This window comes from Chitinophaga solisilvae (genome assembly GCF_009928525.1).
GTDB lineage: Bacteria > Bacteroidota > Bacteroidia > Chitinophagales > Chitinophagaceae > Chitinophaga > Chitinophaga solisilvae.
Genome location: NZ_JAABOK010000004.1, coordinates 362341 through 380405, shown reverse-complemented (window position 1 = coordinate 380405; position 18065 = coordinate 362341). Strand labels below are relative to the sequence as shown.

At 51.7% G+C, this 18065-nt stretch carries 6 protein-coding genes and 2 pseudogenes; 4 read left to right on the top strand and 4 right to left on the bottom strand.

Annotation, left to right across the window (positions count from 1 at the left end):
- Nucleotides 1–15 precede the first annotated feature (15 nt).
- The 4 genes from GWG06_RS10125 to GWG06_RS10110 form a co-directional block, all read right to left on the bottom strand.
- Nucleotides 16–1533: a RagB/SusD family nutrient uptake outer membrane protein gene (locus GWG06_RS10125; protein ID WP_160713010.1), complete on the bottom strand. Its 1518-nt coding sequence runs from the start codon at nt 1531–1533 to the stop codon at nt 16–18.
- Nucleotides 1534–1551: 18 nt separating this feature from the next.
- Nucleotides 1552–5019, bottom strand: coding sequence for a SusC/RagA family TonB-linked outer membrane protein (locus tag GWG06_RS10120; protein ID WP_160713008.1), 3468 nt, complete (start codon nt 5017–5019; stop codon nt 1552–1554).
- Between the two features lie 331 nt (nt 5020–5350).
- Complete coding sequence (locus GWG06_RS10115) at nt 5351–6526, bottom strand: FecR family protein (protein ID WP_160713006.1); 1176 nt, start codon at nt 6524–6526, stop codon at nt 5351–5353.
- A gap of 83 nt (nt 6527–6609) precedes the next feature.
- The gene (locus GWG06_RS10110) at nt 6610–7164 is read right to left on the bottom strand and encodes an RNA polymerase sigma factor (protein ID WP_158631344.1); all 555 of its coding nucleotides are present in this window, start codon (nt 7162–7164) and stop codon (nt 6610–6612) included.
- 317 nt (nt 7165–7481) lie between these two features.
- Between GWG06_RS10110 and GWG06_RS10105 the strand changes: the two genes are divergently transcribed.
- The 4 genes and pseudogenes from GWG06_RS10105 to GWG06_RS30825 all read left to right on the top strand — a co-directional run bounded on the left by GWG06_RS10105 (nt 7482) and on the right by GWG06_RS30825 (nt 18063).
- The gene (locus GWG06_RS10105) at nt 7482–7865 is read left to right on the top strand and encodes a hypothetical protein (protein ID WP_160713004.1); all 384 of its coding nucleotides are present in this window, start codon (nt 7482–7484) and stop codon (nt 7863–7865) included.
- A 1051-nt stretch (nt 7866–8916) separates the two neighbouring features.
- A pseudogene (locus GWG06_RS30835) lies at nt 8917–13092 on the top strand (amino acid adenylation domain-containing protein); the annotation flags it as partial.
- Nucleotides 13075–14583 (top strand): annotated as a pseudogene (locus GWG06_RS30830) (non-ribosomal peptide synthetase); the annotation flags it as partial. The pseudogenes GWG06_RS30835 and GWG06_RS30830, both read left to right, overlap by 18 nt.
- Nucleotides 14563–18063, top strand: coding sequence for a non-ribosomal peptide synthetase (locus GWG06_RS30825; RefSeq protein ID WP_420826296.1), 3501 nt, complete (start codon nt 14563–14565; stop codon nt 18061–18063). The pseudogene GWG06_RS30830 and the gene GWG06_RS30825, both read left to right, overlap by 21 nt.
- The last annotated feature ends 2 nt before the right edge of the window (nt 18064–18065 follow it).

The following is an 18065-nucleotide window of genomic DNA, read 5'->3' as shown; positions in this document are numbered from 1 at the left end:
CATTTGTTTACTGTGTTAAAAAGGTCTTCCGTCCAGCGGTATATTCCACTGCGGATTGAATTTTAAAATGACATTGGAAATGGTAAGTATAAAATCTCTGGAATCCACGCGGCCCTCATAGAACGTATTTCCCAGCTGATGCCGCACGGTGGCTTTGGCCCAGGGTTTGCCCGCATCCAGGCAGAGGCGCTTCAGATCCAGGAAGCGCTTGAAACCGCCCAGCGGCAGCTCGCGCCGTCTTTCGTCCAGCACCTGCTGAATGACTTCATCCTGCGTACCTCCCGACAGTAAAGGTGTTCCTGTCACATAACGGTACTTCCGTAACGTATTTAAGTCACTGATGGCGGCAGCCAGCTGATTCGTGCGCGCATAGCCCTCTGCACGCATCAGCAACAGTTCAGGATAGCTAAAACCTGCTGTCATCGTGGTTTTGGAACCCCGGTAATATTGTATGCGGTTACCGTCATCGTACGTAACCCCATTGTACACGGTTTTATAGCCGGGCGCTGTCAGGAAGAAATATTTAAAGCGCAGATCCCGCTGCTGATCAAACAGGGCAATCACTTCCGGCGACGGATAAGATATGGAGGATCGGCCGGCGCCGCCATCTGTATTCCGGTAGAAGATATGCTCCCTGCTGTTTGCGGCAGACAAAAAATTATCCGGCGCTTTGATCGTACTGTTAATGACGTTGGTGTTGTCTGTCCACGAGAAGGTATTATAATCATATATCAGCTTGTCTGTGCCGCCGGCGCTGGCGGCCGTCCAGGCCAGGTTGGCATAGTATACCACGCTGTCATACCGCTGGGTAAACAGGTGGTAATAGGCCAGCAGGGTCTGCGCCGCCACCTTTGTGGGCCGCGAAGGCCAGTTGGTTACCTCCGGAACATCCGGCAGCGCAGCATATACATCGTTCGCTACCTGACTGAAAACCTGCGCCTGCGTGGATAGATCCGGCATCGCAGCACCTACATCCGCGCTGGTAACATAGGGAATGGTGCGGGTATCATTGGGAGTACCGGGCTTATACACCGGCCCGTACACCAGGGTGGTAATGAAATAGGACCAGGCTCTGTTAACACGCGCCTGCGCTATCACACGCCGGGCGTATTGCTGATCTTCCGGGCTCAGTTGCGGTATACCGCGTACACCTTCTATCACATTGTTGAAGTATGCCATGGAGCGGTAAGTACCCCAGTCCCAGAAGTAGTCGGAGGTAGCGGGGTTCTTGTAAGGCTGCCGGAAAACATAAGCCCAGTAACGGTCTATGTTCGGATGATTGTTGCCCTTATAGTTTACGTTACCGATACCATCTGAGAGATACAGGTTATCTGTCAGGTATCCGAGGTTACATCCGCTGTTATTATCCAGGAATACCCATTGTGCAATATTGCTGTTATCGAGCAGATGATCGAAATCTGCTACTTCCGACGGAATCAGCTTCCCTTTCGGTTTTACATCGAGGAATTTACTGCAGGAACTTACTGCGGTAAAAAGCGCTCCCAGGGTAAGTAATCGTATATACGGATTCATGATGTGGTGAATTTGAGATTAAAGACTGAAGGATAAGCCAACGTAGAACTCCGGCCGCAGCGGCAGGGAGGTGAAGCCCTGTTCCGTAAAGGCGCCCGTACCGCCGGTATTCAGTTCCGAAATTTCAGGATCCCGCCTGTCGCTGTTGGCAGTAATCATAAACAGATTCCTGGACTGGAAGTAAACCCTGGCATTATTAAGCCCTATCTGTTTCAGCAGGCGCGGATGAATATCGTAGGTGAGCGTAACATCCCGGAGCTTCATATAGCTGGCGCTTTCCACCAGTATATCTGAATACGGGAAATAAAACATATCCATATTCCAGCTGCTGAGTTTAGGATAGATGGTGCCGGCTTCATCTCCTGGTTTTCTCCATCTTTCCGCAACATGTTTGTTCAGGATATTGGATCCGCTGAAGGCATCCCTTCTGAGTACATTACCCATTTTGGCAATCAGCATGAAGGAAAGGTCAAAACCTTTTACCCGGAAGGAGTTCATCCAGCTGATAGCATATTTGGGGCGCAGCGTGCCACTGTATACCAGGTCGTTTATATTCACATTACCACCGCCGGCTTTCTCTCCCTTCGCGGTATAAAACTGCGCTACGCCGTTATTGTCCAGTCCTGCAAAGCGGTAGCTGTACAGCGCATCCACAGGATCGCCGGCCCGCTTGATAGCGCCGGAGGTAACGGAAGAAGGATACTGGTAAGTGACGTTATAGGCCACTACCTTGTTATCGTTGTAACTGAAGTTGAGAAAGGTATTCCAGACAAGGCCGGTACTGCGTACCACGTCTGCGTTGACAGAAATTTCATATCCCCTGTTTCTCACTTCTCCTGTATTCTTCGTCAGCGAACTGAAGCCGCGGGTAGGATCAATGGCATCCGAGGCCAGCAGGTCGCTGCTGCTGCGCAGGTAATAGTCCAGCGTTACATTGATACGCCTGTTCAGCAGCGAGAGGTCTGCACCGATGTTGGTGCTTTTGGTTTTTTCCCATCGCAGGGAATTGTTGGGCGGAGAAGTGATGCCGTAGGAAACATCTCCGGTATAATTGCTGAAGCTGCCTGGTGTAATAATGAGGAAAGGCCCTGAATTGAGGGAAATGTTGCCGTTGATGCCATAGGAGGCGCGCAGGTCCAGCCGGTCGATAGCCCGTACCCGGAAGAATTTCTCCTGTGCCAGTTTATAGGTACCGCCGGCAGACCATAACGGTTTATAGCGGTAGCGGGGATCTGTACCGAAGAAGTTGGTCTGGTCCAGGCGTATGCTGCCGCTCAGGATAAAGCGGTAATCATATTCATAGGAGCCGTTGGCATACCAGGAAACAAAGCGGTTATCCTGGTAGGCATAGTTCCCGATGCTGGCAGCGGGCCTGCTGGTGCCGAGCATATCTGCATTATACACCCCTGCGTTATAATCTGCATAGTTGAAGGTAGCAAACGTACCGGCCAGGTCATTATAGCCGAAGCGGGTAGGCAGCGTATTGTTATCCACCGTATTGCGGCTGATTTCATTTCCGGCAATGGAAGTAACACGGTGCTTTCTGCCGATGGTACGGTTGAAGTTCAGCTGCGTACGGAACATATAGCTCTGGTTGAAATTGCGGGACTCGTTGACAATAGCGCCATCGGGCAGGTAATGTTTGGAACGGTTGGAGATGGAGGTGTTGTCATTGTAATAAGAGCGGACCGTATAGGTTGACTTATCCTGCAGTGACTTACTCACGAGATCTCCGCGGCTCCAGGTTCCGCCGGCTTCTATGTTAAGTCCTTCCAGCAGTTTTATGTTGATACTGCCACCCAGCCTTACCTGCAGCGTTTTACCGGTTGTCAGTTCCAGCGGCAGTTCAGCCAGCGGATTATAGTACAGCGGCTTCAGTCCCGGGATAGCGGCATATCGGTCTTCCTTCTTCTGGTTTTTGGTGGGCACTCTCAAAGGCTCGCCGGTAACCGGATCTGCTATCAGCGTATAAGGCTGAATCAGGGAAGTGTTGGTATAGGCGAGCATGGTGTTCCAGGACCTCATAGGCGCTACCGACGTGGCGTAGTTCACGTTGGAGAACAGCCGCAGGTTCACGCCCTTGCGGGGTTGCCAGTCGTTCTTCACATCGAAGATGAGGCGGTTGTCTGAGTTGGCAATAGTATTATTCTGATTGGAGATATAACGCACCGCTGCATTCAGCAGGTTCTTCTCCCCTCCTCCCGTCAGGGAGATATTGTGCTGCTGGGTGAACTGGTTTCTGAAGTAGTATTTCTCCAGCTGTGCCAGGCCGTCGTTTTTCTTCAGGGCTTCCAGTTCCGTATTGACATCCTTTTCATTCATCCAGCCCTGTGATTTGGCGATGAGCAGGTAGTTGACACGGGAAGTGCTGTAGTAGTTATTGTAGTCCGTCAGGAAGCTGTTAGGGTCCTGGTTGTAGAGTTCTATCTCGGCATCAACATAGTCGGCGGAAGAAGAGCGGTTCAGGTATTTCAGCTCAGGTTTCAGCGTGATGCCCGTAGAGCCTTTGTATTCTACCTGCAGCGCGCCTTTCCTGCCTTGCCTGGTAGCGATGACAATTACGCCGTTGGAAGAGCGCGCACCGTAGATCGAGGCCGCCACCGCATCTTTGAGCACGGTGATGGATTCGATGTTATCGATGTTCAGGGATTCCAGCCCTGCGTTGGTAGGATAGCCGTCTATTACCAGCAGCGGGGCGCTGGCGCTGGTTCCCAACAGGGTGGATACACCGCGTATTTCCACGTTACCTTCCTTGGTGAGCACAACGCCGGTGGCCTGCCCTTCCAGTGCGGATTTAATATCCGGTTTCAGTTTACTCCGCAGGCGATAGGGATCAATTACCGAGAAGGAACCGGTGGCTCTTTCCCTGGAGATCGTCTGGTAGCCTGTGTTGATGACATCAATACCGGAGAGTTTATTGTTGGACAGTTTCAGCTGCAGGCTGATAACGCCGCTTTTACCCACTACCAGTTCCTGTCTGTCGTATCCGACATAGGAAAACGTCAGCACCGCATTTTCATCTTTCACCGCAACGCTGTACTCTCCGTTGCTGTTGGTGAGCGCTCCTTTGGTGGTACCTTTGACGACTACCGATACACCGGGCAGCGGCACGCCGTTTTCATCCGTGATGCGGCCCGTGATAATGACAGGCGTCGGAACCGCTGGCTGGGTGGGCACTGCAGGCATCCTGGAGATCATACGGGTTACCGTAATGGTTTTATCCTCGATGACGTATTCCAGGTCCTGCCCCATCAGCGAGGCATGCAGCAGCTCCTGTATGGTAGCGTTGCGCACGTCCAGCGTAACCGGGCGGGTATGCTGCAGGGCATCATAATTAAAGAAAACGATGTACCCTGTCTGCCGGTGGATGTTATTGAATACCGTTGATAACGGTGTATTTCTGACAGCCATGGTAATCCGCTGGGCGGAACCTTTGGCGCTGACCTGCAACAGGCCGGTCATTAATAGTAGAGCAGATAACTTCATGACCCTCCAAATTTTGGTTGGATGATTATTTTTTTTCATTGTGCCGGTGTTAACCGGCGTATAAGATCTGCATTGGTGGTGATGCTCTCTGTGACGGTGGTGATAAAGATGTGACTGGCGCGTGATGGCATGCGTATCCCGCTCCTTGTTTTGTAACAAAGCGATTAAAATCATACCTTTGATTTCGGTGATAAAATGAGTTTACACTAAAAGTTTATTGCCTGTAACCAGTGATGTTTGCCCATCACTGGTTTTTTAATGGCGGCATTTGCTGGTTTTGCTTACATCAGATAACGGTTGGTTTTTAATGTTAATAATCAGGTTCCATGAATTACTTTAAAACAGTAATCCTGCGTCCTTCTATCGTAAACTGCAGTTGATTCTTTTCCAGTATTTTAAGTACGGCCGAAAGCGGCAGGTTGCGCTGCATACCTCCTCCGAAGCGCATGGCAGAAGGCTTCCCTTCGTATACCACTTCGATGTCATACCAGCGTTCCAGCTGTCGCATGACCGTTACCACATCCGCCTGCTCAAATATAAAGTAGCCGTTTTTCCAGGCTACGGCCCCTGCAGCGTCTGCGGCGGCAACGCTGATCTGATCCTGGCTGATGGCAGCCTGCTGGCCTGGCAGCAGCTTTTTCACCGTGCCGTGGTGGCTCACATTCACCGCACCTTCCAGCAGGGTTACCGCCATCGCCGGCTCGTTCGTATAGGCCATCACGTTAAACTGTGTTCCCAGTACAGCTATTTCCGTCTGGTTAACTTTTACAAAGAAGGGTTGCTGCGGATGCGGCGCTATTTCGAAATACCCTTCGCCGCTGAGTTCCACCACGCGCCTGTTTCCGGTGAATACCGCCGGAAACCGCAGGGAGCTGGCTGCATTCAGCCATGCAACGGAGCCATCGGGCAGCGTCAGCTGATACTGCCCTCCGCGGGGCGTAGTGAGGGTATTCCAGGCAACGGCGGCGGCAGTACCACCCGCTTTGTATACAACGCTGCCCTGCCGTGTTTTGATAATATGCGTATTTCCCTGCCTGGCCAGCGTATCGGGTATTGCATCGTCCAGCGGTATCTGTGAGCCGTCCGCCAGCGTCAGCGTAGCCCGGTTACTGCCGGGGGCCACATCGTTCCTGTAGCGCTGGGCAACGGGCAATGCCTGCCCGGGCACTGAGGCAGCATGGCGTAACCACCACCAGCCGGTGATGAACAATATGCCCGTCAGCACAGCAGCGGCCAGCAGCCCGCTATAGCCCTGCAGCCTGCGTAAACGCGGTGATCCGGGAACTGAGATTGATTTATCCGCTGTGATGACTTCCTGCAGCCATACATCCGTATCCTTCCCGGCTTCCCCCGCAGGAGACTCCCACATCAGCTCTGTCAGCGCATCCATGAACAGATCCCGGTTGCCGTCATCTTCCAGCAAGGCATACAAGGCGGCCTCTTCTTCAGTGGTGGCGGCGCCCGACAGGCGTTGCTGCAATAAATACCTGATCCTTTGTTCCTGCATATTGATCGTATTAAAAAGAGATTCCTCTCCTTAATATGAATCAGCTGAAAAAGAAAAGGACCTATCCGGATAAAAAAAAATTTTTACCGGCAGATCATCATCAGGAAAATGAGGGGGAAAGTATGCCCGTAACGCTGCAGATACTCCCTTATGAATTTCAGGGAAGCGACGAGGGCATTTTTAACGGTATGAGGAGAAAGATCAAGTGCTTCGGCTATTTCAGGGATCTTCATCCCCTGGTTACGGCTCATCTGGAATATACGCCGCCGCTGGGGCGACAGCTGCATGACAGCTTCTTCAATGATATGCTGCAGCTCCCTGAAACTGAACTGACCGGTATCCGTATCAGGCATTACAGACTCCTGCGCGGCCTGCCGCAACCTGAATTCAGTGGCTTCCTTCCTGAGCAGGGTATAGCATTCATTGGCGGCTACCCTGGTGAGCCAGGCACGCGGCTGCTCTATTGCCGCCAGCTTATCCCTGCTGAGCCATACCCGCATAAAGGTAGCCTGTATCACTTCCTTCACATCTTCCTGCTTCTTTACCAGCTTTCTGATAAAAGGTTCCAGGGTTTGCAGGGAACTGTTGAAAAGGATACCAAAGGCTTCTTCATCGCCTTCACTAATGCGCTGAAACAATGATCGGTCTGTATAGATACTATCGTACATTAAACTATCTGGCTGGCTGCTGAAAATCAATACGGTGCATGGCGTTGGTGCTAATATAGCAAAAACCCCTCTTATTTGAGAGGCACTCATTTAGGAATTACGAATTACGAATGGCAAATTACGAATGCTGTACGAAGATATAAGCGGATAACGGCAGCTACATTTTTCGCTTATATCTTCGTACAGCATTCGTAATTTGTCATTCGTAATTCGTAATTCGTAATAACCCTATCTTTACATTAGCTCTATTTTGAAATAATTATTGTTCATCCCTCAAAATCATTTTTATGCTGACCAGAATTTCCATCAGCCTGGCGCTTGCCGCAGGTTTATGTCTGCCAGGTAACCAACGTCATATTCAGGATAATTCACTCCCCGCCGTAAAGGCAAACACTTTAGCAGCGCGGCCGCTCTTTGTATGCCAGTATTACTTTACCAACGGATGCCTGTTCGGGGTTTACGGCAAGTTCACCTACATCAAAAATCCGGACCCTACCCGTACCTTTACAGTTACAATAAGACAGGAAGACTATAAAGGCGCTACCCTCATCAATACCACTTACTATGATATAGTACTTGCTCCCGGGTCGCTTTATCCTCTCGGCTGCTCCCATGATGCAGGGACCCTCCTGAATCATGGCTTCTTTATGACAGGGGAAGTACAGTCCTAGATACACGGCCGCTTCATCAGGCTGCTGATAGCCCATACACCAACTCAATGCAATACTACAGCAGTTATTTCCCCGGGGAAATATCCCCGCCTTTAATCCCTGTAACAGACAACCGGGGATACAGTCATACATGTTACAACAACTGTATCCCTGTTACATAAAAAAGGGCCTCTGCATCAACGGTCTGATCTATCTCTTTCGTTAAAATTATAACAACAATTACTTAGTCTGCGCTGACAATAATTTTTACAATCTTCTGAAATGCAGTCTGCATAAAGGTGGCATAACTATTTGCCATACTATTGCCACCGGTTCTCAAAAATGATCCCGGCGAAATATTTTTTTTCAACAAAAAAAATTATACCTTCAATTATCGGAATACTATCCACGCAAAGCGTGCGTTTTTTATTTTAAACGGAACATGCCCGGTTGATTATTGTTGCCCAACTTTGCCACGAACATATGATCAACTTAATATTGAAAACTTTTATCGAAAAAAATCACAACGAAATGAAAAAAATGCCCGAAAATCCGGGAACTGCGGTGCCCTATTTCTCTTTCTAGTCACGACACTGCTGTTCCTGCTAAATAACGGTTTGCCCGACCGCTGCTGCCCAGGGATTAGCCTGTCTCTTATTTAACAATGTGCGAATGTCTGCGCTATCGATTCAAATTCAATAATCAGGCGGATAGTCATGTAGTGCACTGTTCATTTATTGTACAACCGAACAGCGAACATTCCCGTAGCATATCGCTGCATGATGCTGCAAGCATTGCCGTATTCCATCGCGGCCTTACTTCAGCGTACAATACGCTGCGGCCGGCAAACCGGACGACTTCCCGCGTAATCCTGTTTTCCTTTGCACCTATGACCTGTTTTTCAAATGATGCTGTTAGATGATGAAATTGTTTATGAGTTCCTCTTTTTGAGCGAATGCCAACAATAAGAATAAAACAACTATAATTCTCAAACTTAACCCAGGCTGCACTTTTCGCCTATTCTGCAGCTTCCGGGTTATACCATTAAAGTCATTGCGTCAAATATTAAACTATGTTTCCCATTTCTGCTAACCAAAGTACAATCTGGTTTGAACGACAACTATTTCCGGCGCCGGCAGTTAATAACGGTATCGGCTATACGTATATAAAAGGACATATCGACAAACAACTTCTCCGGAAAGCCTTTGACATACTCACAGCACAACAGACAAACCCGCTCACCCTGACAACTGCAGCAACGACAGACAGTCAGGATGACTACCCTGTTCAGCTACTGCAACTGGCATCCGGAAACCCGTCACATGTGTGTATCCTTCTGGAACAATCCTCCACATCATACTACCTCTACACAGGAAACACCGGCATCTCCGTCAGCCGCCTCCGCGCATTGTATGAAAACCTGCTGTCAGGCGCCTCCCCCGCAGGAGACATGTACGTGCCTGCACAGGAAACATACTGGCTGGAACAATTCCCGGCAGAAGCCCCTGTACTGTCTCTGCCCAACGACTTTCCCCAACCCGCACAGCCTTCCTTTCAGCGGCAGACTGTACATCTGGCCATTCCGGAAACATGCCGCAAACAACTGCAACAGCATGCCAGCCCGGATGCTATTATGCTTACCGCCCTATTCGCTGCTTTATATAAATATACCGGACAGGAAGATATCGTAGTGGGCGTTCCTGCAGCTGCAGGCGCCGGCGCAACACCTGCTGCCGCAAATAACACCTTTGTCAACCTCCTTCCCGTAAGGGCCTTCCCTTCCGGCAAAACTGCTTTCAGTGAACTGCTCGCCAACGTCAGCTATACCTGCGGACAGGCACTCCGTCATAAAGATTATCCATTTGACCAACTCACAGATAAACTCCGCCCGCAGCATCCGCTCTTCGATGTGATGTTCGCCGTTGGAGCATCACTTCCTGCTGCACAGGATTATGGCTATTGTGACGTATTGCTGGAAACAGACTACTCCAGCCTGCAGCTCACCTATAACACAGACCTCTTCCTGCCGGCTACCGCCGGAAGCCTGCTGCAGCATTATACTAACATCCTGACTGCCGCACTGGCACTGCCGGAGCAGCCGCTGGCTGCCATCCCCATGCTCAGCCCCGCAGAAGAACAATGGCTGCTCACAACATGTAACGATACCCTTGCAGCTTACCCGGAAGATAAATGCATACATCACTTCTTCGATGAACAGGCGAATGCATTTCCCGATAATACTGCGCTGATATGGAATAACGAAGAGATGACCTACGGCGTATTACAGGCGAAAGCCAACCAGGTAGCTGCCAGCATACAGGCTGTGATGCCGGATACGCGGGACCGGATTATTGCCGTGCTGCTGGACAGAAGTCCGGATATGATAGCGGCATTGCTGGGCATTCTCAAGGCAGGCGCAGCATACCTCCCCATAGATCCCGATTATCCGGCAGACAGGATTCAATACATGCTGGAAGACAGCGGCGCTGCTGTGTTGATGACACGCTCTGATATTCCTGCATTGCCTTATTATAACGGTCATACCATCTGCACCGATCAGCTGAAAGAAGCCATGCCCTTCCGGCAGGTAGCTATACAGCCGCAGGATCTGGCTTATATCATCTATACTTCCGGCTCCACCGGAAAGCCCAAAGGCGTGATGATAGAACATCGCAATGTGGTGCGCCTGCTCTTCAACGAAAAAGATCTCTTTGATTTCTCTGCAGCTGACACCTGGACGCTGTTCCACTCCTATTGTTTCGACTTCTCTGTCTGGGAGATGTACGGCGCGCTGCTCTTCGGTGGCAGACTCGTCATCGTGTCCAAAGCAGTAGCACAGCATGCAGGCGACTTCCTGCAGCTGCTGCGGCAGCAACGGGTGACAGTACTCAACCAGACGCCCGGCGCATTCTACAACCTCGCCGCAGCGGCGCTGGAACACCATATGCCGTTGCAGCTGCGGTATGTCATCTTCGGCGGCGAAGCGCTCAAACCCGGCAAGCTAAAGGCATGGCAACAGCAATATCCGGCATGCCGGCTGATAAACATGTACGGCATCACAGAAACTACCGTGCATGTGACTTACAAGGAAATTACATCAAAAGAAATCGACAGTAATGCCAGCAATATCGGCAAGCCGATCCCTACGCTGTCCATGGTGATACTGGACAGAGACGGCCGTCTTATGCCACGCGGCAGTGCAGGCGAATTATGCGTTGGCGGCGCCGGCCTCGCCAGAGGATATCTCAACCGCTCCGCACTCACCGCAGAAAGGTTCATCCCCCATCCCTATATCCCCGGAGAAAAACTGTACCGCACCGGCGACCTCGCTAAAATGTTGCCGGACGCGGATTTCGAGTACCTCGGCAGAATAGACCACCAGGTAAAAATCAGGGGATTCCGTATTGAGCTGGGCGAAATTGAAAGCAAACTGCTCGCGCATCCTGCAGTCAGTGACGTGCTGGTAATTGACCGCGAAGACCCCGCCGGCGATAAATACCTCTGCGCTTATGTAGCCACACAGGTGAACATAACGCCAACGGACCTACGTCAGCATCTCTCCGCCTTCCTCCCCGATTACATGGTACCGGCCTTCTTCCTGCTGATGGACAGCTTCCCGCTGACCGGCAATGGCAAGATTGACCGTAAACGACTGCCGGAGCCCCGGGAAGCAACGATCGCCGCTTTGGGCTACGAGGCCCCTGTAACGGATACAGAGCTGCAATTAGCGGCCCTGTGGATGGAGATACTGCATGTGCCGCAGGCTGGCCGTCATCATCATTTCTTTGAACTGGGCGGCCATTCCCTCAAAGCAGTCAAGGCTATCAATGCAATACTCCGCACTTTCGGCGTCAGTATACCGCTGCCGCTTTTCTTCCGCCATGCGGTATTAAAGGAACAGGCGGCATTGATTGCGCAATTGCAGCAACAGCCTGCTGCGCTGATTCCTGCTGCACCGGAACAGGATTACTATCCGCTCTCCTCTTCACAGCAACGCTTCTATCTCCTGCACCAGCTGGAAGGCGCTGCTCTCAGCTACAACCTGCCCAAAGCATTCCGCGTACAGGGCCATATCGATATACAACGCCTGGAAGCGGCGATACAGGCTATGATCCGTCGTCATGAAATACTAAGAACCGCTTTCGTATTGCACGACGGCCTGCCGGTACAGGTGATTCAAAAAGAAGTTCCCTTTGCTGTGGGCTATACAAAAATCGATATAGCAGATGAAGCGCAATACTCAGCAGCATTCATCCGTACGTTCGATCTGGCCAGTCCGCCGCTGCTGCGCGCGCATTATTACGATTATGGCCATGACAACGGACTGTTTTTGTTCGACATGCATCACATCGTATCAGACGCCGTGTCCAATGAACTGTTCACCACAGAATTGCTGCAGCTGTATCAGGGCACACCGCTGCCTCCTGTAACACTTCAGTATAAAGACTTCGCCGTATGGCAGCAAAACCGTCCGGATACCGCTTTGTTGCAGGAACAGGAAAACTACTGGCTGCAACAGTTTGCAGACGAAGTACCGGCGCTCAGTCTGCCGGCAGATTTCCCCCGGCCCGCACAGCAATCCTTCCACGGCAAAAGAGAACAGCTGACGCTCCCTGCGGAAGTATACCGCCAGCTGACACAAAGCTGCGAACAATGGGGCACTACCCTGCATCAGTTGCTCATGGCTGCTTTCAGCACCCTGCTGTATAAATACTCCGGCAACAGCGATATTGTTATCGGCGTTCCTGCCGCAGGACGTACCCGCGCAGAACTGGAAAATGTGATGGGCGCATTTATCAACACCCTCGCTATCAGAACTTTCCCGTCCGGACAACAGACTTTCCGCGAACTGCTCTCCGCCATCAGCCAGACCAGCGCTGCCGGACTAAGACATCAGGACTATCCGTTTGAGCAACTGATTGACAAGCTGCAGCTGAAAAGAGATCTGAGCAGGCATCCGCTGTTCGATATTATGTTCTCCTTCCTGCAGGAAGAGAAAATAATGCTGCCGGTGGAAACAGGCTCCGCACAAGCATTACAGCCAGCCTATCATGTCAGCAAATTTGATCTGTTGCTGGAAGCCATGCAATCAGATCAGTCCCTCACCCTCAGCCTGGAATACAGCACCGGCTTATTTCTGCCGGATACTGTGCAAACCCTGCTACAGCACTACCTGCAGATACTGACTACCGTGCTGACGCAGCCGGATCAGCCGCTGGCTGCCATCCCCATGCTCAGCCCCGCAGAAGAACAATGGCTGCTCACGGAATGCAATGATACCCTCGCAGCTTATCCGGAAGATAAATGCATACATCACTTCTTCGATGAACAGGCGAATGCATTTCCCGATAATACTGCGCTGATATGGAATAACGAAGAGATGACCTACGGCGTATTACAGGCGAAAGCCAACCAGGTAGCTGCCAACATACAGGCTGTGATGCCGGATACGCGGGACCGGATTATTGCCGTGCTGCTGGACAGAAGTCCGGATATGATAGCGGCATTGCTGGGCATTCTCAAGGCAGGCGCAGCATACCTCCCCATAGATCCCGATTATCCGGCAGACAGGATTCAATACATGCTGGAAGACAGCGGCGCGGCCGTGCTGATGACCCGCTCTGATATTCCCGCATTGCCCTATTACAACGGTCATACCATCTGCACCGACCAGCTGCCGGCAGCTGCTGCTTTCCGTCCGGTAGCCGTAAAACCGCAGGACCTGGCTTATATCATCTATACTTCCGGCTCCACCGGAAAGCCCAAAGGCGTGATGATAGAACATCGCAACGTGGTGCGCCTGTTCTTCAACGAAAAAGATCTCTTTGATTTCTCTGCAGCTGATACCTGGACGCTGTTCCACTCCTATTGTTTTGACTTCTCTGTCTGGGAGATGTACGGCGCACTGCTCTTCGGCGGCAGGCTCGTCATTGTGTCCAAAGCAGTAGCACAGCATGCAGGCGACTTTCTGCAGCTGCTTCAGCAGCAACGGGTGACAGTGCTCAACCAGACGCCCGGCGCATTCTACAACCTCGCCGCAGCGGCGCAGGAACACCATATGCCGTTGCAGCTGCGGTATGTCATCTTCGGCGGCGAAGCGCTCAAACCCGGCAAGCTAAAGGCATGGCAGCAGCAATATCCGGCATGCCGGCTGATAAACATGTACGGCATCACAGAAACTACCGTGCATGTGACTTACAAGGAAATTACATCAAAAGAAATCGACAGTAACGCCAGCAACATCGGCAAGCCGATCCCTACACTCTCGATGGTGATACTGGACAGAGACGGCCGTCTTATGCCACGCGGCAGTGCAGGCGAATTATGCGTTGGCGGCGCCGGCCTCGCCAGAGGATACCTCAACCGCTCCGCACTCACTGCAGAAAGGTTCATCCCCCACCCCTATATCCCCGGAGAAAAACTGTACCGCACCGGCGACCTCGCTAAAATGTTGCCAGACGCGGATTTCGAGTACCTCGGCAGAATAGACCACCAGGTAAAAATCAGGGGATTCCGTATTGAGCTGGGCGAAATTGAAAGCAAACTGCTCGCGCATCCTGCGGTCAGTGACGTACTGGTAATTGACCGCGAAGACCCCGCCGGCGATAAATACCTCTGCGCTTATGTAGCCACACAGGAGAACATAACGCCAACGGATCTACGTCAGCATCTCTCCGCCTTCCTCCCCGATTATATGGTGCCGGCCTTCTTCCTGCTGATGGACAGCTTCCCGCTGACCGGCAATGGCAAGATTGACCGTAAACGGCTGCCTGAGCCCCAGGCAGCAGCGATCGCTGCTGCGGGCTACGAGGCCCCTGTAACGGATACAGAGCTGCAATTAGCCGCGCTATGGAGCAAAGTATTGCATGTACCAAACGTGAGCCTCCATCATCACTTCTTTGAACTGGGCGGTCACTCCCTTAAAGCAGCACAGCTGTCGGCCCTCATCCATAAACAATTCCATGTGGAACTGCCGCTGCGCGAAATATTCGCGGCCCCTGCCTTCCGGGATATGGCAGCGCGTATCGCGAAGGGCGTGCGCTCTGCACATCATCATATTGTTCCGGCCACACCACAGGCATGGTATCCGGCATCATCGGCAGAAAAGAGGTTGTATATCATCAACCAGATTGATGGCGCAGGTATCTCCTATAATATACCCGTCGTATACGCCCTTACCGGCCAACCGGATCTGAAGCGCCTGACAGATGCCCTGCACCTGCTGGTCAGCAGGCATGAAATATTGCGCACCGCTTTCGATATACGGGATAACGAAGTGATACAGGTGGTACAGGAAGATGTGCTGACAGACATACCGCTGCACGAATGCCCGGCAGACAAGCTACCTGATTTTATCAATGCATTCATTCAGCCGTTTCCGCTGACAGCAGCACCGCTGCTGCGGGCCGCCATCGTGAAAACGGACAGCGACCGGTATTACCTGCTGCTGGACCTTCACCATATCATTGCAGACGGAGTAGCTGTCAGCAACCTGTTGCAGGAACTCAGCGCCGCCTATAACGGCGACGCGCTGCCGGTATTGGCAGTACAAACCAAAGACTACGCCGTATGGCAGCAGCAATGGTTGCAGTCCGCTGAAGCCCGCTCTGCCAGAGCATTCTGGAAAGCGCAGTTTGAAGAAGAAACCACCTTGCTCAATATGCCGGTAGATTATGTACGCCCGCCTGTAAAATCATATGACGGGGCCTGGTATACCTTTTCCATACCTGCAACGCTCAGCACCGCCATCAAGGAAATCAGCCGTGCCAACGGAGCTACCAGCTTCATGCTAATGCTGGCGGCCTATAACATCCTGTTATCCAGGTACAGCGGACAGGAAGATATCATCACCGGTACACCCGTTGCCGGCCGCTCCCATGCGGATGTACAGGAACTGCTGGGCATGTTCGTGAACACACTCCCGATGAGAACCGCACCAGCTGCGGAAAAGCGATTCCCTGATTTTCTGCGGGAGATAAAGGAACTGTCGCTCCGCGCTTTTGAGCACCAGGACTACCCTTTTGAAGCCCTGCTGGATGATCTCGACATCACGCGCGACATGAGCCGTAACCCGCTCTTCGATTATATGTTCACCTACCGTGCCGACCAGGGTCAGTTCCTGCAGCTGGCAGATGTGGAAGTCAGCCCCGTTCCTGTGCCCCGCACCATTTCCAAAATGGACCTGACGCTGGAAATCCATGAAACGGAAGACGGTGAATTATCCGGCGGCATTGAATATGCCACCAGGATTTTTGCACCAGACACCATCACCCGCTTCGCGGCACACTACCTGGAAGTACTGGCGCAGATAGCCGCCAATCCGGAGATACAGCTGCAACACATCAGCATTATCAGCGCGGCAGAAAAAGAACAGATCCTGCAGTTCAGTCATGCTACCGGTAACGCATATACGCCATTCCCGGAAGGAGAAAAAGATATTTATACCCTGTTTGAAAAGCGTGCAGCACAATACCCGGATCATATAGCCGTAGACACTGAAAAAGGCACTGTCACCTACCGGGAGCTCGAAGCTCGTGTAAGCCGCGTGGCGGCAGTATTGCAGGCCGCAGGTGCAGGCCCCGACAAAATAATAGCATTATGTACGGAGCGTTCCGTGGACATGATTACAGGCATGCTGGCAATTCTGAAGGCAGGCGCAGCCTATCTTCCCGTAGATCCGGATTATCCGGAAGAGCGTGTACGCTATATGCTGGACAACAGCGGCGCACTGCTGGTACTCACGCAGCAGCAGCTGAGCGACAACCTGTCCTACGCCGCAAATAAAATTTTCATCGACGCCCTGCCGGCTGCCGTCACAGCAATGCCGCCGGTAAAACGTTCGCCGGAGAGCCTGGCCTATGTAATCTATACGTCCGGTTCTACCGGTAAACCCAAAGGGGTGCTGATAGAGCATCATTCTTTCTACAACAGTGTATTATCCAATGCCGGCAACTATCGGAACGGATTCAGCGCAGCGGATGTGTGTCTCAGCCTGAGCAACATTTCCTTCGATGCCAGCGTACTGGAAATATTTATTCCGCTGGTACACGGCGCCAGGCTGGTGCTGGTAAACAGGGAACATGTATACGATGTAAAATCGCTCGCAGCCGTTATTACCGCCAAAGGCGTTACCTTCTGTTATATACCGCCGTCTCTGCTGCAGCCGCTGTATAAAACGCTCAGGGGTAATACACCGGTATCTGTCAATAAACTGTTTGTGGGTGTGGAACCGATCAAGGACACCACCCTGCAGCAATATATTTCGCTCAACGAAAAAATGGAAATCGTTAACGCCTACGGACCAACGGAAGCGGCTGTATCCTGCTCCTGGTACCGTTATCAGCCGGGGCAGCCCAGAGGGGTTTATATTCCTATCGGTAAGCCGCTGCGTAATGCGCGCCTGTATATTGTCAATGAACATATGCAGCTGCAGCCTGCCGGCGTACCCGGAGAACTCTGCATCGCCGGAGAAGGACTGGCCAGAGGCTACCTTCACAACCCGGCCCTGACAGCAGAGAAATTTGTAGATAATCCGTTTGAACCCGGCCGGAAGCTGTATAGAACCGGAGATCTCGCCAAATGGCTGCCGGATGGTAATATCTTCTTCTCCGGCAGGAAAGATCATCAGGTAAAAATCCGTGGATTCAGAATTGAACCGGGAGAGATAGAAAACAAACTGATGGAACATCCGGAAATAAAGCAGGCGCTGGTAATTGACAAAACAGACAATGGCGGCAATAAGTATCTCTGCGCCTACGTCATCAGCGCCCGTCAGCTGGATCCCGCACTGCTGCGCGCTCATCTCGGCGCTTCGCTGCCGGCGTACATGATTCCGTCTTTCTTTATAGTGATGGAAAAATTCCCGCTGACCAGCAACGAAAAGATAGACCGCAAAGCGCTGCCGGAGCCGGAAATAAACGCAGGCAACGGTGCTGGCCTGACCTTACCGGAAGATGCCACCGAATCAAAGCTGCTGCACATCTGGCAGACGATCCTGGAATCCGATCAGATCAGCACCACCGATAACTTCTTCACCATAGGCGGCAACAGTCTTAAAATCATCAATATGCTCAGCCTTCTGCAGCAGTCGTTCGGCGACGCGCTGAAAGTCAGTGACCTGTTCGACAAACCCACTATCCGGGAACAGGCAGCTGCCGTAAACAGAAGCATGCATAAAAATTCCAGACAGCCGTCAAAAGCCAAAAGAGTTGAATTCTAAAC

What these genes read in the sequence shown, in the direction of transcription:
- GWG06_RS10125 (WP_160713010.1), bottom strand. Translation starts at nt 1,533, where the DNA reads ATGAATCCGTATATACGATTACTTACCCTGGGAGCGCTTTTTACCGCA.
- GWG06_RS10105 (WP_160713004.1), top strand. Translation starts at nt 7,482, where the DNA reads ATGCTGACCAGAATTTCCATCAGCCTGGCGCTTGCCGCAGGTTTATGT.
- GWG06_RS10120 (WP_160713008.1), bottom strand. Translation starts at nt 5,019, where the DNA reads ATGAAGTTATCTGCTCTACTATTAATGACCGGCCTGTTGCAGGTCAGC.
- GWG06_RS10115 (WP_160713006.1), bottom strand. Translation starts at nt 6,526, where the DNA reads ATGCAGGAACAAAGGATCAGGTATTTATTGCAGCAACGCCTGTCGGGC.
- GWG06_RS30825 (WP_420826296.1), top strand. Translation starts at nt 14,563, where the DNA reads ATGGACAGCTTCCCGCTGACCGGCAATGGCAAGATTGACCGTAAACGG.